This is a genomic window from Dyadobacter arcticus, from assembly GCF_011762185.1.
Lineage (GTDB): Bacteria > Bacteroidota > Bacteroidia > Cytophagales > Spirosomataceae > Dyadobacter > Dyadobacter arcticus.
Genome location: NZ_JAASQJ010000001.1, coordinates 326,761 through 350,294, shown reverse-complemented (window position 1 = coordinate 350,294; position 23,534 = coordinate 326,761). Strand labels below are relative to the sequence as shown.

At 46.3% G+C, this 23,534-nt stretch carries 23 protein-coding genes; 22 read left to right on the top strand and 1 reads right to left on the bottom strand.

The annotated features are described in order from the left end of the window. The first annotated feature begins 23 nt into the window (after positions 1 to 23). The 19 genes from FHS68_RS01605 (at position 24) to FHS68_RS01515 (ending at position 19,195) form a co-directional block, all read left to right on the top strand. Complete coding sequence (locus FHS68_RS01605; RefSeq protein ID WP_167266612.1) at positions 24 to 1,187, top strand: hypothetical protein; 1,164 nt, start codon at positions 24 to 26, stop codon at positions 1,185 to 1,187. Between the two features lie 51 nt (positions 1,188 to 1,238). Continuing rightward, positions 1,239 to 2,192: a hypothetical protein gene (locus FHS68_RS01600; protein ID WP_167266609.1), complete on the top strand. Its 954-nt coding sequence runs from the start codon at positions 1,239 to 1,241 to the stop codon at positions 2,190 to 2,192. A gap of 29 nt (positions 2,193 to 2,221) precedes the next feature. Continuing rightward, positions 2,222 to 4,714 carry an ATP-dependent Clp protease ATP-binding subunit gene (locus FHS68_RS01595; RefSeq protein WP_167266606.1) on the top strand — a complete coding sequence of 831 codons (2,493 nt, stop codon included), beginning with the start codon at positions 2,222 to 2,224 and terminating at the stop codon, positions 4,712 to 4,714. Between the two features lie 36 nt (positions 4,715 to 4,750). After that, on the top strand, positions 4,751 to 5,596 hold the full coding sequence (locus FHS68_RS01590) for a zinc metalloprotease (RefSeq protein ID WP_167266604.1): 846 nt from the start codon (positions 4,751 to 4,753) through the stop codon (positions 5,594 to 5,596). Positions 5,597 to 5,639: 43 nt separating this feature from the next. Beyond that, entirely contained in the window at positions 5,640 to 6,782 is a 1,143-nt protein-coding gene (locus FHS68_RS01585; RefSeq protein WP_167266601.1) for a hypothetical protein, read from the top strand. A gap of 59 nt (positions 6,783 to 6,841) precedes the next feature. Continuing rightward, positions 6,842 to 7,666: a fibronectin type III domain-containing protein gene (locus tag FHS68_RS01580; RefSeq protein ID WP_167266599.1), complete on the top strand. Its 825-nt coding sequence runs from the start codon at positions 6,842 to 6,844 to the stop codon at positions 7,664 to 7,666. Positions 7,667 to 7,675: 9 nt separating this feature from the next. After that, positions 7,676 to 8,800, top strand: a complete 1,125-nt coding sequence (locus FHS68_RS01575; RefSeq protein ID WP_208408126.1) for a hypothetical protein — start codon at positions 7,676 to 7,678, stop codon at positions 8,798 to 8,800. Then, positions 8,797 to 10,104: an OmpA family protein gene (locus FHS68_RS26320; protein WP_229211737.1), complete on the top strand. Its 1,308-nt coding sequence runs from the start codon at positions 8,797 to 8,799 to the stop codon at positions 10,102 to 10,104. Before FHS68_RS01575 ends, FHS68_RS26320 begins: the two co-directional genes overlap by 4 nt. 4 nt (positions 10,105 to 10,108) lie before the next feature. After that, on the top strand, positions 10,109 to 11,107 hold the full coding sequence (locus FHS68_RS01565) for a hypothetical protein (protein WP_167266596.1): 999 nt from the start codon (positions 10,109 to 10,111) through the stop codon (positions 11,105 to 11,107). Between the two features lie 136 nt (positions 11,108 to 11,243). After that, positions 11,244 to 11,543, top strand: a complete 300-nt coding sequence (locus FHS68_RS01560) for a PAAR domain-containing contractile injection system baseplate protein (RefSeq protein ID WP_167266593.1) — start codon at positions 11,244 to 11,246, stop codon at positions 11,541 to 11,543. 43 nt (positions 11,544 to 11,586) lie between these two features. Continuing rightward, the gene (locus FHS68_RS01555; RefSeq protein WP_167266591.1) at positions 11,587 to 12,036 is read left to right on the top strand and encodes a hypothetical protein; all 450 of its coding nucleotides are present in this window, start codon (positions 11,587 to 11,589) and stop codon (positions 12,034 to 12,036) included. Between the two features lie 158 nt (positions 12,037 to 12,194). After that, positions 12,195 to 13,568: a DUF5458 family protein gene (locus tag FHS68_RS01550; protein ID WP_167266588.1), complete on the top strand. Its 1,374-nt coding sequence runs from the start codon at positions 12,195 to 12,197 to the stop codon at positions 13,566 to 13,568. Positions 13,569 to 13,595: 27 nt separating this feature from the next. Continuing rightward, positions 13,596 to 14,075, top strand: a complete 480-nt coding sequence (gene tssD, locus FHS68_RS01545; RefSeq protein ID WP_208408125.1) for a type VI secretion system tube protein TssD — start codon at positions 13,596 to 13,598, stop codon at positions 14,073 to 14,075. A 2-nt stretch (positions 14,076 to 14,077) separates the two neighbouring features. Beyond that, positions 14,078 to 14,578, top strand: a complete 501-nt coding sequence (gene tssD / locus FHS68_RS01540; RefSeq protein ID WP_167266585.1) for a type VI secretion system tube protein TssD — start codon at positions 14,078 to 14,080, stop codon at positions 14,576 to 14,578. Beyond that, a complete protein-coding gene (locus tag FHS68_RS01535; protein WP_167266583.1) occupies positions 14,579 to 16,396 on the top strand; it encodes a type VI secretion system Vgr family protein in 1,818 nt (605 codons plus the stop codon). It begins immediately after the preceding gene. A gap of 43 nt (positions 16,397 to 16,439) precedes the next feature. Further along, positions 16,440 to 16,856 (top strand): type VI secretion system tube protein TssD, encoded by a 417-nt coding sequence (gene tssD, locus FHS68_RS01530; protein ID WP_167266580.1) that lies wholly within the window; start codon positions 16,440 to 16,442, stop codon positions 16,854 to 16,856. 121 nt (positions 16,857 to 16,977) lie between these two features. Next, positions 16,978 to 17,517 (top strand): T6SS effector amidase Tae4 family protein, encoded by a 540-nt coding sequence (locus tag FHS68_RS01525; RefSeq protein WP_167266577.1) that lies wholly within the window; start codon positions 16,978 to 16,980, stop codon positions 17,515 to 17,517. A 26-nt stretch (positions 17,518 to 17,543) separates the two neighbouring features. Further along, a complete protein-coding gene (locus FHS68_RS01520; protein ID WP_167266575.1) occupies positions 17,544 to 18,440 on the top strand; it encodes a hypothetical protein in 897 nt (298 codons plus the stop codon). Between the two features lie 26 nt (positions 18,441 to 18,466). Further along, the gene (locus tag FHS68_RS01515; protein WP_167266572.1) at positions 18,467 to 19,195 is read left to right on the top strand and encodes a hypothetical protein; all 729 of its coding nucleotides are present in this window, start codon (positions 18,467 to 18,469) and stop codon (positions 19,193 to 19,195) included. Here the strand turns inward: FHS68_RS01515 and FHS68_RS01510 are convergent. Then, positions 19,192 to 19,962, bottom strand: a complete 771-nt coding sequence (locus tag FHS68_RS01510; protein WP_167266569.1) for a TssN family type VI secretion system protein — start codon at positions 19,960 to 19,962, stop codon at positions 19,192 to 19,194. The two genes, FHS68_RS01515 and FHS68_RS01510, sit on opposite strands and share 4 nt — an antisense overlap. 79 nt (positions 19,963 to 20,041) lie before the next feature. Here FHS68_RS01510 and FHS68_RS01505 point away from each other — a divergent pair, with 79 nt between their 5' ends. The 3 genes from FHS68_RS01505 (at position 20,042) to FHS68_RS01495 (ending at position 23,419) form a co-directional block, all read left to right on the top strand. Further along, complete coding sequence (locus FHS68_RS01505) at positions 20,042 to 20,470, top strand: GPW/gp25 family protein (protein WP_167266567.1); 429 nt, start codon at positions 20,042 to 20,044, stop codon at positions 20,468 to 20,470. 255 nt (positions 20,471 to 20,725) lie between these two features. After that, a complete protein-coding gene (locus tag FHS68_RS01500) occupies positions 20,726 to 22,510 on the top strand; it encodes a type VI secretion system baseplate subunit TssF (RefSeq protein ID WP_167266564.1) in 1,785 nt (594 codons plus the stop codon). A gap of 6 nt (positions 22,511 to 22,516) precedes the next feature. Next, entirely contained in the window at positions 22,517 to 23,419 is a 903-nt protein-coding gene (locus tag FHS68_RS01495) for a type VI secretion system baseplate subunit TssG (RefSeq protein WP_167266563.1), read from the top strand. The last annotated feature ends 115 nt before the right edge of the window (positions 23,420 to 23,534 follow it).

The window sequence follows — 23,534 nt, the reverse complement described above, 5'->3', positions numbered from 1 at the left end:
TAATCTTGAAATTTGATTTAAGTATGGCAGATATCCGCCATTTGGCAGTGAATTGGGTCGATGGGATGAAAATCTCAAAGCAACACTTTGTTGAAACGGACCATTATCACACGGATCAGGTCAGGCGGGGACAAGCCGCTTTTCAAACACCGCTAAATTACGGTCTGCTCATTGCAAAAGATGGAACAGAATCTCTTGAAATGCAGGTGCTGGGAGATGCCAGTCAGCAAATAAGAGTACGGATCGATCAATGCTCGGCAGTTTCACCCGATGGAAGTCTATTGGATGTTACGCCATCCGACGAACTGAAACTCGATACATCGCTAGCAAGCATCCTGGAACAATATCGTTTGCCGTCAGGACAAAATATGGTGTTGTATATGGTGCTCGGTATCAGCCTATTCGAGCGGAAACAAGTAGGGATTCCTTTGGAAAACGAGATTCCTGTAAGGCATCCCAATACATTACCCAGTTACCGCATCAACATTGTACCATCTGAGTTGATCAATACAGACCAATGGGGTGGGACCGGATTAATCATTGGAAAAATAGAATACTCCAATGCAGAACTGAAGGTAATGCATGATTTTATTCCCGCATGCAGGACTGTAAAAAGCCATAAGAGTTTGCGTGATTGGTACAACCGGTTCGGCGGATATCTGAATGATATTGAAATGTATTCTTTCCGTATCATGCAGAAAATCAAGACAAAAAGTCAGAAAAGTACGCTTTCAGACAGTGTGCAGGCAATGGTCGAGAGGTTGGTGAATGTGTTTGCGATGGTGAATATTTCTTTTCAGCGTCAAGTGCCTTTCGAGCAGCCGGTCAACATGGTTGTATGCATGATCCAGGCAGTGCAAAGTATCCGGACATCGCTGGAATGTTTGACCGACCGGGAAAAAGAGGAAGTGCTGGGTTATCTGGGCGAATGGGCCGACGATTCCCCGGGAAGTCTGGAAAAGCAGATAACGTCGGTCATTCAGGTAGTTTATAACCATAATGATATGCTGCCTTGTTTCAAAACGATCGATACATTTTACAGCATGTGGACCGCATTATTCTTGAAATTAAGTCAATTGGAATTCATAGGAAAACGCAAGGGGCAGCAAGTATTTATCATCGAAAGTCCCGTCCACGAACCGCCGGTACAGCCCGAAAAAACAAAATCACGATGGAGCCCATTGTGAGACAGTCAATCAATGACCGCCGGCATCAGCCGACGGGTTACCCCGAAAAAAATGGATCCAGTCAATAAAAATCAGAGAAAAACGGCAATTGGGAAGTTTATTGGCATGTATATGCTCTCGTTGACCTTTCCAATCCTGGGCGTCTACCTGCTCATGCGGGTGCCTGGCTCAGTAGGCGAGTCGGAGACAAAACGGTACAAGGAAATTGTGGATGAGCAAACCCCAATGCTGACGGATACGGACACATTGAGCACGATTTCCCGGAAACTGATCCAGCTGGATGGGGCATACAGCAGCGCGACGGACGAAATGGCCAAAGCAACCGCGCGTACCCAGCTTGTTGACATTGAAAGCCGGATCAATGGGATTATGAGCCATTTCAATGCATTGGCAACGTCTGCGGCGCACGAACAGAATAAGAAACTATCTGGTGGCATCGCCAAATTGACCGAAGCATTGGTAACATACCGCCAGACCATTGGAGAATTGCGCAGGACATTAGATAGCAAAGGAATTGACGTCCAGGTTGTGAATGATCTTCGAAATCAGATCAATATGAAAGACCTGGAAATAAAAAGTATGGAGCGTCAGCTGCTCGTCGGTGCTGCCAGTGGTGGCGGTGGAGGCGGCGGCGGCGGTGGCGCAGATGCGAAAGAATTGCAAACCAAATTAAACCTGATCCAGAAAGACCTCGATAATTGTAGATCGGCGAAATCAGGTGGTGGTGGTGGTGGCGGCGATGCTGCGGCTATCCAAAAGCAACTCGAAGAATGTTTATCCGCTAAAAACGGAACGGCTGTTACCTACCGCGAATGGCTAAGGTACTCAGAAGCAGAGGGATATTACCAGTTGATGACCCAGGGAAATCTCCGAAAGAACGACCGGCGGGTATATTATGACCAGGCGAAGCAAATCTACGACGGGCTGCAACTTTCCACGGCTAACAAGGAAATGAAAGCAAAAGCGACGGAAAGGTTAATTAGTTTACAAAAAAATCAGCCGTAGGGCTAGTCCAACTTTCTTCCAATCAATCCATGCAAACCGAAGCACTCAGATACGCGATCAGCGTGGCGCAATCATTGGCGCGTGAATACCGGCAGGAACGTTTTGGCCCCGCACATTTACTGATGGGCTTGCTGCACAACGACGTGGGCCTTGCCTCCGAACTAGTGACGGCTGGGAAGGATATTCCCTATTTGCGCGACTGGGCGGAAGTAAGGCTGGAAGAAAGCCCGAAATCCATCAAAGTACCGGAGGATCCGCAGGCAGACAATGCCGCTGGTTCCTGCCTTGAACTGGCCGAACTGATTGCAATGCAGCTGAATACGGATACCAATCCGCTTTGTGCATTGGCGGCAATCCTCAAACCAGGTGTCGGTTTTTCAGCGGAACAGCTGAAATCGCTTCCCATTACCCAGAAGGAAGTAATGGCAATTAGCAGCCGGGGCGAAGCTAAGCCATCGGAAAACAATGTTGCTGAGGAAAATAAGGCAGTTTCAAAACCGGCTGGTGGCGCTAAAACGGGAACAACGAATCTTGAAAAATTCACTTCGGATAAAACACAAAGAGCGGCGGACGGCAAAACGGATTCGGTCATTGGCAGGGATCGTGAGATACGTCAGATGGCCGAGATCCTGGGAAGGCGCAGCAAGCCCAATGTGATCCTGATTGGTGAGCCGGGTGTGGGGAAATCTGCATTGGTGGAAGGTTTTGCCAAACTGATATCCGAAAAGAAAGTACCTCAGTTGCTTCAAAATGCAAGATTGCTGGAAGTGGATATGGGTGCATTAGTAGCAGGAGCTTCTTACAAAGGAGAGATTGAAGAGCGTTTGAAAGGCATATTGAATGAAATAAAAGCTTTTGACAAAGTGATTTTATTCATTGACGAAATCCATATGCTCCTGGATCCGAAAGGCTCGATTGGAACGGGCGTCTCGCAATTATTAAAACCGGAACTGGCGCGCGGCGAGATCACCGTAATTGGAGCGACCACGCCGGAAGAATACCGAAAATACATTGAAAAAGACGAGGCGTTTTCGCGCCGGTTCGAGATACTGAATGTAGACGAACCCGATGAGGCGACCGCTACCCGGATGATCGAACACATTTTGCCTGTTTACGAAGCGCATCATGGTTTGAAAGTCTCAGCAGGTACTGCGGCAGAAGCCGTCAAATTATCAAAAAGATATGTGAAAGAGCGACGCCTGCCCGATGTAGCATTGGATTTGCTGGATAGGACCATGGCGGCCATGCGGTTAATGGATGAAGTTTCGGAAACAGAATTGGTTACGCTGCAAACGGATCTGGATGCATTATTAGCTGTGGATGAAGCAGAAAGGGTTCATGAATTGAAATGGTTTGCCCGCCAGTTACCCAATCGGCTTAGCCCGCTGCTCATTGGGAAATTGGATCAAGCGGAAGAGGTAGACCTGGAAACGGCGGAAGGAATTCACGGCCAATTGAGCAGTAAGTTGGCTGCTTTGGTAGAATTGGCCACTTTACGATCCGATAGCGTGGGTAAAAACGAAATCGCGGCGGTAATCTCTCATAAAACAGGTATCCCGCTTGGAAAACTGCAAAGCTCGGAACGGGATAAGTTGCTGGGAATTGATGAAGTTTTGAAAAAACGGGTTGTTGGTCAGGACCAGGCGGTAAAAGCATTGAGCGAAGCCATTCTGGAATCGCGCTCGGGTCTGATCAAAGCCGGACAACCCATTGGATCCTTCTTTTTACTCGGACCTACTGGTACTGGTAAAACAGAAATTGCGAAAGCATTGGCAGATTTCCTCTTCAATGACGAATCGTTCCTGATCCGTTTTGATATGTCGGAATTTAAAGAAGAACATTCGGCGGCCTTGCTTTACGGCGCGCCTCCGGGGTATGTGGGTTATGAAGAAGGAGGGTTACTGGTGAACAAAATCCGCCAGAAACCGTATTCTGTCGTTCTTTTTGATGAAATAGAAAAAGCACATCCATCTGTTTTTGACCTTTTTCTGCAAATACTGGATGAAGGCAAATTGCACGACAGGCTTGGTAAGGAAGGCGACTTTTCGAATGCCGTGATATTGTTCACCTCCAACATTGGCCAGGAACATATCGTGAAGGGTTTCAACGAAGGTATTGTGCCCAAATCCACTGACTTAATGGAGATTATGGCCAAGCATTTCCGTCCCGAGTTTTTGGCAAGGCTTACTGAAATTGTCCCATTTGCACCGATTTCAGAAGATAATGTAGTCAAGATATTCAGCATCCATTTGCGCAGCCTGACGGATTTAATGGAAAAACAGGGAATTACATTAGAACTTACTCCGGAGGCAAGAAAACACATTGCCATGCAGGGTTTTACGCCCAGATATGGCGTGAGACCATTAAAAGGAGTGATTCGAAACATGTTAAGACGGCCCATCAGCCGGATGATCATCTCAGGAGAAGTTGAAAAAGGTTCCGTAATCAGGTTAAGCCTGAATGATCAGAGTGAGGTTGTATGGACAACCGAAAAAGACGTGCTGGAAGGGATTTCTTCGTAAAGTGAATCGAAAAGCAGTTTATAAATTGTCAATACCATGCAAATTCAGATATTCAGGAGCAATAGAAACTGGGATTCTGCCCTCCTGCCACTTGATGACAATACTTTCGGCATGATCCTTCAATTCAGGGTCAGGCTCATACGGGTTGAACCAACCACCCGGTTTTTTAGCAGTGAGACGTACGCAACCGGGAATGGAATTTTGCATGACACCTATGGTCGATTCCAGCTTGATGCATGGACAGACGAGGAGTGGGAGGCTTACAAAAGAAGGTTTGTGCAAGTGGTACAACGACATTGGTCGGATAAATTTATTTTGGATCCAAACAGGGCTTGGTACCGTCCGAGATTGGGTGCGGCGCTTACATCAGCGCTCATTCAATGCGGTCTTTCCATTCAATTAGTTGAAACCGCGGCCCAGGCTCATCAAACTTACAGGATTATCCATCCCCGTAATCCAGGTTTCCGGTCGTATGCTTCGGATACACTCAGGTCCGGTCTTTTCACACATGCAGATCTTGAATCCCATTGGAATGGCAGACTTACCAGAGTTGGATCAGAGCAACATAACATTGATTTTCTTCAAACGACCATTAATCACGAGTTTGGCCATACGCTGGGCCTCGGGCATGTGAACGGATCGGGTAACAACGACAGGGCCTACGGTGTAACGCTTAATGAACGGGAAAATCAAATGGGTATGGGCGGATTACTTACAGCCAGTCACGCACGACCCTGGATCAATAGCTTGCGGTATCGGCACCATTTACTTCCGGAAGGCAATCCCAGAGAGCACCATGTAACCTTTACCGGTCGGGTCGCCAGCCCGCAATTGATAGAATATTGGGATAACGATTGGCGGCCAGCAGCTGCAACTTCATAGGATACTGTTCGGAATGTGTTTTGGGAAAATAATTAAGAGAAAAATGAAAAGTCGTAACAAATATTTATTCCTGTTCCTGGCCATTTTATTAAATGCCTGTAATTTGTTCAGGCCGGTTGATCCGCTGGCACCTCAAGTATCCGAAGTTACCATACTGCAGGTTACCTCTACCAGCGTGAGGGTAAGTGCACAGGTTTCCGACCCGGATGCGGAAAATAGTCGGCAGGAAAAGAAAAGCGGTAAAATCCAGGATTTTGGCTTTGTGTACGGGATACTGGATAATCCTACAATTGAAAATGGTTACGTAGAGCAAGGGGGACAGAACATTATGGCATCGCCCTACAACTGGGAAGATCAGATCACCCGGCTTTCTTCTCAGGAAAAATATTTCATCAGAGTTTATGCCAAAAACGAAGGCGGAGGGATTATTTATGGACCGGTAGCCAGTTTTACAACGGGTAATTTCATCTTGCCAACCATAAAAACCACCAGCGTATCGGGCATAAAGCAGAATTCGGCAGTCGTTAACTATACCGTAACGATGGGAAATAGCAATGCAACCATCACCAACTACGGCGTCTGCTATTCTTCTACCAATCAAACTCCTGTTGTGACCGATTCAAAAGTACAAGTGACTGGCTCCGTGAAAACAGGAACCTACACGGCCACGCTGGAAAGGCTGTCTGGCGGAACATTATATTATGCCCGTGCTTATACAACAACCAATGCGGGTATCGCTTATGGCAATGTTGTTTCATTTACGGCTGGCCAGCCAGCGGTTTTGAAAGACACTACATTCGTGATGAACTTCTCAAACACGTATGACCTGGAAACCGGCGATATCCAATCGCGAAATGGTACCGAAGATCTGTATTGGTATCCTTATGGACAACCTGCCGGAATTTACCCTAAAAATGGGGCGAAGTTCTTTGTCATGGATACAGGTACTGATTTCAAAGCATTGAAATATTCTGACTTGTTGTCTTTAAAATATTCAGTTGATTTTGTTGATGGCAGCTACACTTCTAAAAGTAACCGGCTTTCAAACGGCACGGTGGTAGCCTATGTGACCAACATTGGCCATTATGGCAAAATGCGTATCAATTCAAAAGGATCCGAGCGAACCGAAACCGATGTGTATTCTGGAAACATGGAAGTGTCCATTGTGACTTATAATAATGACTAAAACGGCCTGCGTATACGGATATCCGTAGGGCATTACACTTAGGGGAAAACCCTGATACTATGAAAAAGTTTTTGACCTTTTCCGCCTCAATTTTGCTCTCAGGACTTCTGGTTTCTTGCAGCATATTCTCTGCTGTGGATCCGCTTGCCCCTGCCGTTTCCCAATTGGAAGTTGTGTCGGTAAAACGGACTGAAATTACGGTAAGCGGAACTATCAATAAACCCGATTTTAAGAATACCAGACAGGAGAAGAAGAGCGGGCTAATCAGAGAATATGGCCTGGTTTACGGTACAAATCAGAATCTGACTGTGGAAGTAGGTCCGGTGAAAGTGCTGGGAATTTCGGGCACATTACCGTTGACGATCCAAAATGAGACAATCAGTGGATTGCTGGCCAATACCCAATATTATGTCGCTGCTTATGCGAGGAACGAAGGCGGAGGAATTGCTTTGAGCGAAATTGTGAGCGTGAAAACCACCGATCAGCCTGGTATTTTTACCAGTAAGGTATCAGTTAAAGTGGCTATTACCGGCGCATCGCCTTACGATCTGGATGAGGCGAAAGTAGTGGCATCGGGAGATGCGCAAACGGACGTGACCATGGAAACTTTTACCATTTCGGGAAGAGGAACGGTGCTGTCCGTCTCATCTGTTGGCGGAACGGTTCTCAAAAATCTGGGTGTAGTTGATTTTAATGCATTAACCTACCTGAACCTGCTGAATATCAGGGACTATAAGACCGAGGCAATATCCATATTAATGAATACAAGTACTGCCAACACGGTAATTGCCTTCAAAACGAAAGAAGGCAGGTATGGCAAATGGAAAATAGAATCGCTGGTTGGTAAGGACTTGACTGTGAGCCTAATCGCTTATGATAAATAACCCGGAATTATGAAGTACTTCGTTACCCTTATATGTGTTTTTCTCACGCTTGCCTCTGTGGCGCAGGACCGGATTTGGCTGGATAATGGAAATCCTGTTCAAGCCAAACTGAGCCGTGCCATGGATAGTAAACTGGAATGGATCGCCGCTGACGGCATCCCCAGAATATATCATAGAAAGCGATTTTTAGTGGTTTTTGCAGCCAGCGGCCAGTTTATGGTCATTTCCGAGCTCAGTGAAAATGCGTCCAAAGCCCAAAACCAGATCGAAGCTTTTTACAAATCTCCCCCGAGAAATGTAAGCCAGGATATCATTATCAAGAGCGTTCCGCTGACGGTCATGGCGGGTTCTATATCCTACGAAAGCGATGAGGTGATCAACTATCTGACAAGCGAAGGTAATGCTGCATCCATTAGCAAAGAGGAAGTTGCAGCTGTGATTTATAAGGACGGACGTCACGAAATCCTGCGCGATGTGGTGGATGTAGCCCCTTTGCTGGCGTTGGCCCACAAAGAAATTGAAAAGAAAGAGCGTGAGATTGTTCGAAAGGAGCAGGAAAAACCAAAAACACAACAACCTGTCGCGAAACAACAAGAAAAACCTGAGCCACCCAAAGAGCCGGCAAAGCCATTTTTGACAGCTACGGAAGTGAAGGATTACAGCGCCAAAGGGATCAGAAGAGTGGATGAATTTACCTCTTACCTGCGGATTATAGGCAATAAAAGTATGAAGTCGGAAGAGAAAAATAAGGCTGTGCAGCAGGCTTTGAGCCTTTTTGAACCACAGGCCACGGTTGCAGTCAGTTCTTCTAAGGGCGTAAAGAAGTATCCCGTTAAAGAATATCTGAACAGGCTGAAACTGTTGCCTTACAGCAAGATCAACATTACGTGGAATGAGGTCAAGTATGTGAGTGAGCTAAAACAGGAGGCGGATGGGAATTATTACGGCATTATCGCGGCGCAGCAGGTCTTCGAAGGATTTGCGGCCAATGGGAAGGTTGCTTACGGGGATATCACCAAGAAAAACATCCGCGTGAAACTGGAATCGTATCAGAAAACCATTGATGGAAAAGATACGGTGAACTGGGAGGTATTACTGGGAAATATAGGTGTTGAAACCAGCGAGGGACAATGAGATACAGTCGGTTTTTCTTGGCTAAATTGTTTGCAGTCGCCTGGACTTCGCTGCATGCGCAATGCGGCTTCCTTGCTGGAAATGTGACGGAAATTACCGGTACTGTTCCTGTCGTTGCCAGTATCTCGGTGAAAACAGACCAGGGAAAAGTACGGCTGGGAAAAACAGATTCATCAGGTGTTTTTAATGTAGAAATGCCTTGCAATGTATCTGTAATTACTATTGAAGCCTCCAAGCACCAGTCGCTGCACATTCCTTTGAATGCCGATTCCAAACTGGAAGGTACCTATTTCGTGACATTTGCATTGATGCCATTGGGCAAGCAAACCAGCGATGAACCGTATGCGCAATCCGAGCAGACCCATTTTGAATTGAAGGATACGACCAAAGCGCAGACGTCGATTATCAGACGGTTTGAGGTGAAAGATGCTATGTCCAACCAGGCCTTACCTGCTGAAATATGTCTTTATTATACCCAAAAACAGAAAAAGGATTGCATTAACCTGCTTGTTTCAAAACCCTCTGCGGAGATCATTTTTACAGAGAAGGATATTGTGGCCATGGAGGTGAAATCCGCTGGTTATCAAGCATATAACGGGAACCTCATATTGGACAAAACGGATCAGGAGCCCAGGACCTACATTATCAAACTCAATAAACAGCATTCAATGCTGTCGGTCAATATTATCAATGCCAGTTCGGGAGTTCAATTCCAGTTATTGGAAGAAAACAATTCGGCAGTACCATTGCACCGGGTCAATGACGGACATTATTTTGCCGAAGTCGCACCAGGAAAGTCGTACAATCTGGGAGTTGGTGGGGCAAATCAGAAAGAATTCAGTACCGCCGTGGCGTCGCTGAAAGAAGGTTTAACATTGAAATCGCTGCGGATTCCGGAAAGAGAAACGCCTGTTGCTATTGCTGAAAAACCAATTAATAGGAAGGGGATCGTAGCTTCCGGCAAGACGCTCTATTTTCCAAGAAGCGATTACAAATTACCGGTGCAATCACGGACTTATCTGGATTCGGTGGCGAGCTATATCCTCGAAAACCGGGATAAAGCATTGCGGATCACTGGTCATACGGATAATGTCGGGAACCCCGGTTTGAATGTGACATTGTCTGAATATCGGGTAAGGGTGATCACGAAATACTTAATGAATAAAGGTGTTCCGGAAAGTGCAATTACGGCGTCGGGTGTTGGTAGCAAGCATCCCGTCGTCCCAAATGATACGGAAGAAAATCGGCGAAAAAACAGGCGTGTAGAGGTTCAAATAATTGATTTACAGGAAAAAAGTAATTGAAATCATGAGGAATTTTACAAATGTGAGATGGCAGGTATTGCTGGTATTGGGCATACTTTCGGTGGGCCAGAGCTTTGCACAACCCCTTAGTCGGAAGGATGCAGATGAGATACGGGTTCTTGCGAGAGAGAAGATAAAGGGTTTGAATGACCTTTTGAATGCGATCGCCAATGAAGACCTTAGCAATTACGAGCGTCGCTACCTGATGATGAACAGCTATATGCCAAGTAATGATCAAATCTTCGTCAATGACGGGGTGATTGTAGAGGACGATACCGATCCCAAAAACAGGGTTAGCGCGCCAGGATTGGACACGCCCATTGAAAAGTACCTCAGCAATTTCGACCTGTTTTATACCAAAACCGAAACCAATACCATCGAATTTACAAACCTGGTAGTAGGCGACGTAAAAGTGGATAAGTACCCATTTGTAAAAGTCTTTTACACCCAGCATTTCAAAGGAAAAAGCAACCGCGATAACACGCCTTTCCAGCCCATATCCCGGGTAGCTGAGCTGCGGGCAGACAAATCGGGAAATGACTGGATCGTATCCCTTACGCGTATTGCATTCAATTCCACCGAAAACGCAAAAGCAGTACCGATTACGCCCAAACCATCAGCTACTTACGATTCATTACAGCGTAAAAAGGAACCCATTGTAGCGCAGCCTACGGATAAAAAGCCGGTAGCAACACCGGAACAAACCAGGCAAACCGAGCAAGTTTCACAACAAATTAGTCAGCTGAGCCAGGCAGAGATCCAGCAAGCCAGGAAATGGGGCGCTATTAAACTGGGAGCAGGCGTAGCAGCCCTTGCATTTGGGGCAGTGACTTACAGTATGCTCAACAAAGATTACAAGGATTATAAAAACAAGATCGCAGAATCGGAAGGATTCACGAGTTACGCGAAACCAGGTGCGTTCATATCCATCGGCGCCGCCGCAGTCGGAATCGGTCTGTCAGTGAGTTCGATATTTGATTTTAAGACGGCGAAGGGGAGGTAGGAAAAAGCTATGAGCTGTTAGCTATTAGCTGTTAGCCAAAGTGACTGCAAGCCTCTGCAGGAACAAAGAATACTTAAAAAGGCCAATTGTCAAAAAAGCTATTAGCTAAAGGCTAACAGCTAAAAGCTCAACACTAATGTCCCAACCAGCAGCACGAATCGGAGATATGCATGTTTGCCCGATGGTTACGCCCGGAACGCCGCCTGTTCCGCATGTGGGCGGGCCTGTTCTGCCGCCGGGTGTGCCTACGGTACTTGTCGGAGGCGTGCCCGCCGCATGTATGGGTGATATGTGTGTATGTGTGGGACCGCCGGATGTGATTGCAATGGGCTCGACGACTGTGTTGATTGGTGGAAAGCCCGCGGCGAGAATGGGCGATTCCACGGCGCATGGCGGAACGATCGTATTAGGTTGCCCGACGGTTTTAATCGGCTGATTATCAAACGTATTAATAAAATTACTCTTAACCATATACAATTATGTTCAACTACGGAATAGGTGGAAATGAACGCAAAATCGACCAGTCCAGTGAGGGCATTGCGGATATCCCACAAAACAGAACGCTTTTTGCCAGCCAATTAACCGGCGACCCGTCACCCAGGCCACAAATGGTCTACGATCTGAAAACAACAGAAGAGGTTTTTGCGCATTACCAGCCGGAAGCGGAAGTGGAATTTATCACATCCGACGGAAGCCTGATCAACGAAAATCTCCGGTTTAAGAATTTGGGCGATTTTGGTAAAAAAGGCATCATCGCACAAAGTGCCTTTTTACAGGACTTGGATGCAAGAAATGAAGCTTACCAGCAGGTTGTGAGACATTTGAAGGTAAATAAAATCCTCAAAGCCGCCCTGGAAAAGCCGGAAGCGAAAGCAGCATTATTGGGAGTTTTTCAGACGCTCATCAACGAGTTGGAAGAAGCGGGCTGAAAACAATGAGTGAATGAGTGAATGATTGAATGACTGAATAAAGTAAAACTAGACATTCCACCATTCCGCCACGCAATAACCATTCACTCATTTTAACATTCACTCATTCACTCATTCGGTCATTCACTCATTATTTCATTCAATCATTCAACATTGACATGGCATCAAATCTAAACGAATCGTCCCCAGAATCCTCTTCAAGTGCGCTGAAGGAACGCACAGCAGTACCTCTCGAAGCCGGCCTGCCTCTTCTTGCCAAATATGGAGGCTACGATCTGGTAGAAACCATCATCGAAGGCGCAGCCAACATTAATCCTGAAAAGAAAGCACGTAAAAAGATATTCCTGACAGAAGCGGATAAAAAGAAAGAACGCCAGCAACTTAAGAAGCGGCTGGAACTCTGGTCGGAGCTGCTGAGCAGTGGGGATTCCGTGCCTGATATGATCGAAGCTGGTCAGAAACAGGCAGATACGGCCTTCGAATCATTGAAAGAAAATCTGGGAAAAGCGGTGGAGCAGGTACGTCCGCTGGAACAGTCGTACCGTTCGGTAGCGATGTTTTTCAAGAACACCGATCAGGAAAAAGTGAAGAATGTTACATTCCTGAATGCGGCGCCCGATCAATTGCAGGATCTGGACGTAACCACTTTTATCGATGCAGTAGGAGAAGAGCTTGCCGCGAAATTCGATCGTCTCGATCTCCGTGAAAACTATTCTATTCTGAACGTACCTGGATATATGGGTTCAGGAAAAGTGGTGGACAAGTGGGCCAAAATGGCTTATAAAAACAAAACCATGCTGGTGACAGATTTTATGCATTTGGATGCACCAGAGGATGTTATGGAGCTTTTTGAATCCGCTAACCTTACCGGCGGGGCGGCACATTTGTCCAATGTAATGATGACCTGCAACTGGCTGGTGGGCCGTGCAAAACATGCGGATCTCGGCGAGGAAGATGACTTATACATTCCGCCATCCACTGCATTGGCCGGAAACCTGTATAAAACCCTCATGTCGCAGGTGGCTGCTGGTAAAAAGCACGGAACACTCAGCGAAGTGGACGGCGTTCGTTTTCCATTGAAAAAATCCGAGATCGCCGATCTTGAAAAAATGGGATTGATACCCATGGTGAATGAATACAGCAAAGTAATGGCCTTCTCTGCCAAAACATTGTTCAATGGCGATAACGTTGGTTTGCAGACTTATTCGGTCGTACGGGTGTTCGACTACATCACCAAAGTACTCATCGATTTTCTGAACCGCAGGGCTTTTGAAAACTTCGATTACAATACCAAAAACGATCTTAAAAAGCAGATTATCAAGTTTTTGGATAGCGTTACCGGCCCAGGTAAGCTGATTGAGAAATTCAGCGTAATGCGTTTTGAACAGGATAAAAACCAAAAGGATAAGGTCTACCTGGACATCCATATGGTCCCTTATTTCCCTGCCAAAAATTTCATGATCGCATTAACTGGCCAAAAAGGAGATGATCTGGATGCGGCGGAATGGGCAGCGGAATATGCGCAGCAATAAGGAAATTTTGAATGAGCGAATGAGTGAATGAGTGAATATTTTTTTAACTCTTCATTCACTCATTCAGTCATTCAGTCATTCACTCATTTCACATTAAAAGTGGCATTCAGCACAACGCTAAAAATCGACGGCGAGCATGAGTACAGCGTCATGTTTATGCGGTTTGAGTTACATCAAACGGTGGACGAGGCGATGTCTATCACGTCGCCGATCCAGTGGGCGCATTTGTATATGGAGCTTGAAATGGTGCTTGACGATTTTCTGATCGAGTGGGCCAATAAGCCTTCACAGAAATATGATCTAACCGTGGAGCAGTTCGGTGAAACGGGCTCGTTCAAGACACTGAGTTTCAAGGATTCGGTATGCACCGAGTTTGTGGAAATGTTTGACGACGGTACTGACGATTTGGATAAAGCTTTGAAAAATCGGTTGCAGAATTTCATTACCTGCCTCACGATCACTGCTTCGAGCGTGGAGATTAACGAAGCGAAACTGGAAAATTTTTAAAAATGGCCGAACAGGACGCGACGATCGGTGTAGAAGCACATTTTACGCTGGACGGAAAGGATTTTCTTGTCAAAAAAATATCATACGGGTGTAACCGCAATGCCGATGAACGCGGCAGCCCGACGGACGCGCCGAAGGCAAGGTTGATCCGGATGACGATTGCGCCAAAGCAAAACGATGACTTCACATTGCTTTACGATTGGGCCTTTAAAAATGACCGTCAGCTGAGCGGGCAGATCGAATTCAAGTACGACGGCGACTCGCAGGTGCTACGGAAAATGGAATTTGAAGATGCCTATTGTGTAGGTTTCCGGGAATCATTTATGGCAAAGGAGTCCACGATCCGGGGCCGCACATTGGCGCATGTTCCGGATGGAAAGGGTTATCTGCCACAGCACCGCGGAAGGGATTATTTCCTGAGGGAGAGCTTTGCAGCATTGGTTTACGAACTGATATTACTTCCGAAAAAAGTGAAAATCGGACAGGTTGAAATGAACAGCTAGATGGCACGACAGGTAAATACTTCCATTGAAATCGAAGGCGGAACAGAGATAACCCGTCACCTCGGGCTGGTGATTGAGCAGGATTTGTTTGCACATCATTGGTTTGAATTGCTGGTGCCATTTGAACAGCTAGAAGATGCGGGAGAACATTTTTTCAATCGCTCTCACAGGGCTGTGATGGGTAAGAAAATTACTTTCTCATTCAGTCCGAGGCTGGGAGAGGAATCATTTGACTTCACTTTTCAGGGGATCGTAACCGAAATAAGGCTCCGGAGCCTGAGCGATATGAGCAGCGCATTTGTGCTGAAAGGATACAGTCCGACGATTGTGCTGGAAGATTCGGTACAGCGACGTTCGTTTCTGAGGGGAACCGTCCAGGAAATCTTTAATGCGGTTTTACAACCTTATCCGCAAAATCTTTTGAGAAAACAGCTAAATCCTGAGAATGGAGGGCGTGCAGTGCCATTTACCCAATACAATGAAAGTAATTACAAATTTCTCAGCCGGGTAGCTGATCGGTGTTGCGAGTGGTTCTATTACAATGGGCGGGAGTTGGTTTTGGGACATGGTAATGATACGCAGGAAGTGGATTTCCTGGTTGACGGGTTGCAGAACTTTGACGTCGCATTGCGGCTCCATCCATCCCAATTCAGTTTTGAAGGATATAATTACACAGTTCCGGAAGCATATCTGGGCGAATCCGGCCAGCAGAATGTAGATGGACTTACTTCATTGAGCGAGTTCGCTTTGGAACAATCGGACAGTCTTTTTGCCCAACCTTCATTGCTGCCGTCGCCGGAGATCATCGGCGGGCAAAGTGAAATTGATGAACTGACTAAAATGGAACGCTCGGCGAGGGTTACTTCTATGGTTGATTTCCGGGGAAGCGGAGAAACACCGACGATGAGCGTCGGAACGGTACTTACCGTGAAGGGCCAGCGACTGAACGAGCGTGGTGAGCAATATGAAGAAAACTTTGGAAAATACAGGGTCGTGCATATCCGCCACGAGATCAATACGGCCGGAAGTTATCAGAACACATTCAATGCAGTTCCCGAATCGGCGCAGCATCCGCCCAATAATCCTTATGTGAAAAACCCGCTGGGAGAAACGGAACAGGCAGAAATCATCGCTAATGACGATGGTGAGAATCTGGGAAGGGTACGCGTCAAGTTCTTCTGGAGCCAGTCGCGGCAGCAGGATCAGGAGTCGGTTTGGATGCGGGTGGGGACATTCCACAATTCGCAAGGCAGGGGAGCCAATTTTGTCCCGGAAATTGGCGCTATGGTAATGATTGGTTATGAAGGTAACCTGGCGGAGAATCCATTTGTGATGACCAGCTTATATCCCAAACCGGAAGAGGATATCAGCTATACCAATGACGACAATGATGTCAAGGTCATTGCGACCCGTTCAGGAAACATGCTCGTTTTTATCGATAAAGATGGCGACGCGCAAATTCAGATCAGCAACCGCAATAAGACGGATACTAATTTAAAATTCAGCTTCAAAGACGATGGGCTCATAGAAATGGAAGTTGAAAACGGCCTTATCAATCTCAAGGCGAAAGACGTCAATGTGGAAGCATCCAATAACATTACCATGACGGCCGATTCGAGTTTCAGTGTCCAGGCAGGAAGCATTTCCATCAAAGCTGATCAGGACATTAAAATGGAAAGCGGCACTTCGACGGACATTAAGGCGGGTACCGAACTTAATGCGGAAGGAAGTGTCAGTGCGAAATTAAAAGGCGCCCTGGTGGATGTGGAAGCCAGCGGGCCTACCACTATTAAAGGAGCATTAATCATGTTAAACTAAATATATCCATAATCAATTCTTTCACTTTTAAACAGTTACAACTATGCCAGCTTCAAGTTTTGACGCGTACTTTACCTGGGACGGTGGTCCCTCAGGCGACGGAATTGCCGTAATCTCATGCAACTATTCTTTGTCACAATCCATAGATGATAAAGGCCGTGTTTCTTCCAAAGTGTATGGAGGAACCGTATTTATCCAGGTTGATTCATCGAGTGCCTCCGACAGCCAGGGGCTTTGGGAATGGATGGTGGATCCGGACGGAAAAAAATCCTCTGCAAAAATTACATTCAAAAATGTGGATGAAGAACAAACTCAAAAAGAACTGGAACTGACGGATGTATACTGCGTCCAGTACAGCGAAAGCTTCATTGAAACAGGTTCGATGCCCATGACAACAAGCCTTACTTTGTCAGCAAGGGAAGTGAAATTGTTTGGTACCCCACATGTAAATCGCTGGTAGGTGGTCTTCAGCCTTCGCGGCCCGGCAGTCGGCTATTGGATGACGGCCGGGCCACGAAGGCCGGGCCACGACGGCCTCTTTTTTGTTTCGAATTTGACTCTTATCTGTCAACATTTTTTATATGGTCCTTTTCAGTGATTACTCGGCGTTGCAAGCAAATCATCCCACATTCAAACATATTCGGAGTGTGCTGGAAGATGGGCAGATAAGGGATGAGGCGAAGGCAAATAAATGGAATACCTGCTGTATCCAAATGAGCATTGCAATGAATAAGTCGCAAATGCCCATTGAGAACTATGACTATTTTGATCCCTGGCTAACTCCGGATAAAGACCCTGCTAAATCGAACAGAGTTAGAGCGTTACCCGACAACAAGGGTAACAATTACATTTATAGTGTGCTTGATATGAAGGTTTATTTGAATAAAAAATATTTCCAGGCGGAAAATTACCAAAGACCTTACAAGAAAAACATCATGGGCCGAAAAGGCATCATCGCTTTCGGCGTGTCGCATATGGATCTTTGGGACGGTAAGGAATTTCATCAGGAACAGATATTTGGCGGATGGAGTGCGTGGGATGCGTCGGATGGTGCAGGAGGAATTTTTTTCTGGGAGGTGTTGTCACTGAACACGTTATTGGAAGACGCTTTGAAAAGTTAACCCTCTTATTACAATTAAATAATGTTATGGCAGATGCAGTGGTGCATGTCGCAGCGAATATGCAATTAGCAGCGGAATATTATCAGAGGTGCGGGTTTGATGTAATGGGCCCCGGGCGAATATCGACCGGGTTGACCATCAATTTTAATAATCTGGAAGAGTTGCTGGATAATATGATCAGTCGGACGGAAATGATACAATTGATAGTATGTCACGGATCCGATGTGAATGGATTACTCACGCCTTTTGCCAGGGGCAGCAACTTCACGGCAACGGGCGGGGTAATCACTGATCTGGCCCGGCTTGCAAAGAATTCGATCCCTCACCTGGCCAATAATTCACATTTACCCAGCGATACCTTTGCCGTGGTGGATGTGGCATCGAAAATGGGTGTCAGGCCGGAGGTAGCCATCCGGCTTGCTGAGAAGCTGGTCGGAGTTCAGAAAAAGAAATTAATTGTGTTCGTCAGGGGCTGTAACATTGGCGCCAACCAGCAGATGTTGCGGGATTATAAGGCAGCTTTTGGGGCGCAAATGGTGACGGCACCCAATTGTCGCATGTTTTTTCTCCGGATCAGGCCGCATCTTCCGTCAACGCGGCTAAGGCAGACGATGGCAACATTGCAAGCTGGCTCGGCTACTACCGCCAAGACGAGAAGGAAGTTTTTTAAACAACCATCGACGAGTGGTTTTACCAGTCCCCTGATCATTGATGTACAGGATATTGACGGGCATACCCGGGTGGATAATGAGGCGTTTCAGAGCGCGCCCGATCCGGCCAATGCCTGGGCCAGAGAATTCAATTTTGCCTGGAATGGAGGATTGCCGAATACATTCATTCTGCCTGTGATGTGGAACAACGATGAAGCGACATATCATTGCCCCAATGAACTGGGCTATCGCGAGAGATTGGTTTTTGTTTGAATAAACGCCATTAAACATATTCGGACATGAGCGTTCGTTTTCAATATGCCTCTAATATCATCGTTGCCGAGGGTAACCGGCCGATGTTTAGCCAGGATTATCTGGCTTATGAGCAGGGTACGCTGGACGCACTTCTGGAAATCATGAAGAACAGCTGGACCGGCTACGGATTGATACAGGTGATCAGGGAGTTGAATGGAAAAGAGATCGTCATTACGCCAAATCACAGTAAAATGTGCAATGCGTTTGCCAAAAAGCCATTCTGGAAAAGCAATAATCAGGTCGAGATTGTCTATAACCCGACCATTTTTGGTACTAATTCATGCAGTGGTCCAGGGTTCAGGGCGGATGAGTTTCTGATGCACGAACTTGTGCATGCCTATCGAAAACTCAGGCTTGGTATCCAGGTCAATGCATCTGTTTACGTTCCTTCTTTCCATTACACAGATTTTGAAGAATTTGCAGCAATTCTGTATGTAAACATTTATTCATCGGCTAAGAAAAGGAGCCCGCTCAGAAAGGACCATATCGATAGTACCGCATTACCTGAGATTTTTTCGACCAGCAGGGGATTTTTTCACAATGAAAAGCATCACGCAAAAGCGGTGCACGACCTCATCCGCCAGGATTATTATCTTACCCAAAGTTTTGTCCGTCAGGATAATGGCAGATTTAATCCAATCGACTATTTTTTTAGGAACTCGGATGAATGTGTGAAGATGATCGTGGAACCCGAGCCAATGGTAGGGTTTTAGCCTCTTACCGCAACGATGGTTTCGTTGTCGACAATGTTGTTTGCCTGAAACGTAAGATCGGGGTCCATGTAGCGGCGGCGTCTGTACCAGGGTGCTTTTTTATAAAACAGCCAGCCATAAGGTACATTTTCCGGTGTGAGATATTCAATGGGGCTGGATGGATTCCGATCATTATAATCATTCAAAAAAATAAAGAAAAGCTCGCCAAATAACATGGCATTGGGTGCTTTGGCGCGGAAGTTGGTAAAGGCGCTTTCATTGAATTTTTTGGTAAATTCAAACTGAATGACCAAAACCCTGGAAAGATCCAGCAGATCCATATCAGGCAACGGCTGGCCGACAGGATAGTACCATTTTTTGTATTCCCTATGCGGAATTGAGAGATAGCCCTGATATACTTTGGCAACAAAAATGGGGAAAAGGAAGCCAATTAGCGCAGTAGCCATTCCGATGCCCTGGGTCAGCTCGTGAATCAGTTTATGATAAAGGTATATAACCAAAAGTGCGGTTATCAAAGAAATTAACAATGTAAATCCCACAGCTTTGAGAGAGCCAGTTTCGAAGAGCGGATTAAACCATTCAGATAACAGGTAAACGTGCAAAATGCCCAGGATCAGAAAACTTGCCATGGCCATTGGATAGGCGTCGCGGTAGTCACTTATCCAAAAACCGAGTGAACCAATGACCACAAGCAATGCAATAGAGATGACTGCATATAATGCCAGAAGACGTTTAGTAAAAGCTATTAGATTAGGCAGTCGAATCATTTAGTGGCAAGACGATTTTATAGCAGACAAAAATAAGATACATGTTCATTAATGCAACCAGAATTTATTAATCGCCGGTATGGAGGATCAAAACTACGCATTGCCCCTGGCTCTTGACCGGATCGTGGCTGGTCAGATCCACCCAAAAAGTCCTGATAAAGAGGCGATCCATCAGCATTTGTACCTATTAATGGTCACCCATTTTGACGAAGCCCGGTTTGATAGCAACTACGGCTGCGCGCTTTGGGAGCATGACTTTGCGGTTTTATCGCAAATCAAATGGAAAGACCTGATCCGTGAATCGCTGGAAGAAGCCATCAGCAAGTATGAGCCCCGACTTACCAATGCCAAAATCCGGATCGAAGTAGAGGAATTCGAGGTGCTTACAAAGACCAATAACTATGTGCGTAAACGGGTTGGAGTGGAGGTAAAAGCAACCATCCGACGCACCAATGAACCTTTTTTGTTTTTCGAACGCATTTTTATTTCACCGTTGTCTATTGAGTGATTTTTTGTCATCCTGAGTGAACTATTGTCGTGACGCGCGCTTGTCACACTGAGCGCGCGCTTGTCACACTGAGCGCACGCTTGTCACACTGAGCGCACGCTTGTCACACTGAGCGCAGTCGAAGTGCTAGAAGCACAATGCAAAAAGGCATCCTGCCGAGCCAGAAGCGTGCTTCGACCGCAGCGGCGGCCGCTTCGCTCAGCATGACAAATAGGCACTTAGTTTGACGTGGTAACATACATGATCGTACCTTATATGAACCAAGCCCCATATTCTAAAGAAACCATCTCCCGCCGCCTCCTTCGCCGCTCGGCTGAGTTGTGGGGTTATGATGAATCACAATTGGACCAATTCGATCCGCTAGTGAAGCTGTTGATTGAAGCCTGCTCGGTTGAGTTTGAGAAAGTAGGTCAGGAAATCCAGGGCACTGAATTGCGGCTGATGACCCGTTTGGCTGAAATTTTATCTCCCCAAACCCAAAACAGCCCGAAGCCTGCGAGTGCAATTGCCCAGGCGCGTTCCCTGGAACCTTTGGCATGGATCGAGCCGGAAAACCAGCTTGTTTGCAAAAGAACCAATGCCCGGAAGGGAGAACCGGCTGAGGTTTTCTTTTCTCCGGCTGCAAAATATCCGCTCGTTAATGCGTCGGTAGTACATTATGCCACGCCAGGGGCTTTATATATTGTTGAAAAAGGCGTGCGCACATTAGTCTCAAACGGTCGGCCACAGCCTGGAAATGATCAGAATCTCTGGATCGGCCTGGATGCAGATCCGGGCATCACATCCTGGAAAGGTTTTCGATTTTATTTTGATTGGATCAATGATCCCGGACTTTACGGCTATCGCGAATTTCTGCCGATTACAAGCTGGGAAGGAAATCAGAAACCGCTGGATTTCAGCACTGGACTGCATGATGACGATGTGGATGATGACGTGCTGGTGTACAGCAATAGCTTCGTAAGGATCAACAGCACCGATTTTTGGGAAAAAGGCAAAATTAAGATGGAGGCATATCCGCCTGATTTTGAAAAAATATTCGATAACCGAACTGTGCAGACACTCAAAAAGCAATTGGTTTGGATCAAAGTAAAATTCCCCGATACATTCCCTGCCGCAGGATTTGAAAACATGACCGTTGCAGTTAATGCGTTTCCAATTCTGAACAAGCAATTGCACAAGCTAACCTACCGTCTTCAATCTGGCCTGAATGGCGTGGCTTTACCGGTCGCTGATGCTTTTCTTGGCGTGAATGCGGTGATTAATCAGAAAAACCAGGTTTATGCATCGTCGGGAACGAGCCAGTATAATGAAGAAGAGCTAGGTGGCAAAATGTACACGCTGCGGCAGCAAGGTGTGGGCAGGTTCGACCAACGCAATGCAAAGGCGGTGCTGTATCAATTGATGGAATTGCTGAGAGATGAAGTAACTGCTTTTAATGCGATCGGGGAAGATTTTCTTGCGTCGTTGTTAAGGGAAATCGGACAAAATATGGCCCGCATTGAACAAAAGCTAGGTGTTAAGAAAGCCAGCGAAACCACCGCGCAGCCATTTCTGGTGATCAAGGGCGAAAAAAATGCGGACGTTCTTTTTGTTTCTTATTGGACCACATTGTCCGAATCGGCAAACGGACTTCCGTCCGGGACAAAATTGCAGTCCTACAACGCCGCTGGTATAAGCAGTTCCGAAATGGTGTTGCTGACCCGATCGGCCGGAGGAAAACCCAAGCCTGATGAAACTGAATATGTGCAGGAGCTCAGGAAAAACATTATTACGCGTAATCGGCTGGTTACGATGGAAGATATACGTACTTTTTGCCTGGCGGAACTGGGTGAACGTATTAAAAGTGTTCAGGTAAAACCTGGGTTTGTGCAGGGAAATATGCCTGGGCAGGGTTTTGTGCGCTGTTTGCAGGTAATGCTAACCCCTTCAATATCAGGAGGAAATAGCGTAGAATGGGCCAATTCCTGCCAGCTTCTTCAATTGAAAATCCAAAAGCTTTCCTCAGGGATGTATCCGGTCCAGGTAACCACAGCAAAATAAACCGAAATGATAGCTGAAAAACGGGCCGATCTCAGGGCAGAATTTATCGCCAGTTCGTGGCTGGAAGATGGGGTGCGTTCGGGCGACATTTTGTTCCGGTCGCTTGGCTCATTCAAGCGCAGGAGCCACCAGGATGTGGAGGCAGTAACCGAGCAGGAGATTGGGAATTTCAAAGGAAAAGTCATAGAGTCCAACCGGAGCGGCATTTATGATTATTTGCCGGAGCAGCTTTTTCATTTGCCCTCCTCAGGTACCATTAACACATTAAAAAAGAAGGTAGACGAAATCCGTTTACAACGTGAAAAAGAACAAAAGTCGAGAATGTTCTTTTTGCCTTTGGAGCAGGAGTTTTTCCTGAACCGCGTTAGCCTCACGCAATTGGAGCAGCGGGCATTCGAATTAGATCCCGAATCTTATCTTTTGGAGGAATTAAAAGGTTTCTGGCAGGTTCCTGATGCCGTCCCGAAAGATACATTGGTGCGCTTGCTTCCTGTTTTGCCTTTCGTTTCGGAAAACCGGGGAAATATGGAAATGGCCGAGCAAGTGCTGTCTGCAATGCTGGAACTGCCGGTAAGCATTAAGAGTGTTTTTGGTAAAAAATATAAACTGGATTCCGATACCCGGCTTACTGGTTCGCGGCTCGGGATTGATACCATGTTTGGAGGTGAAATGGAGTCTTATCAGGCCGATTTACTTGTGGAAATACAGTTATCCAGCCAGGAAGCATTGGAAAATTGTCTGCTAGATCCTGATTTTAATACGCTCGTAAACTGGCTTTCCGGATGGTTTATTCCGGTTGAATGTGATTACAGTATCAGCCTGGACCTTGATCCGAAGGCGTCCCTTTTTCAATTGGCGGAGGAAGGAAACATTGCGCCGAGATTGGGTTATACGGCGCTGGCAAGTTAGTAGGTGCGGCAGCTAAGGACAATATAATGTGAAGATGTTTATATCGTTTTGTATAAAAAAATAGTTTGCGATTGTAATTTTTTAAAACAAAATTTGCGGTTCGAATTGAACAGGT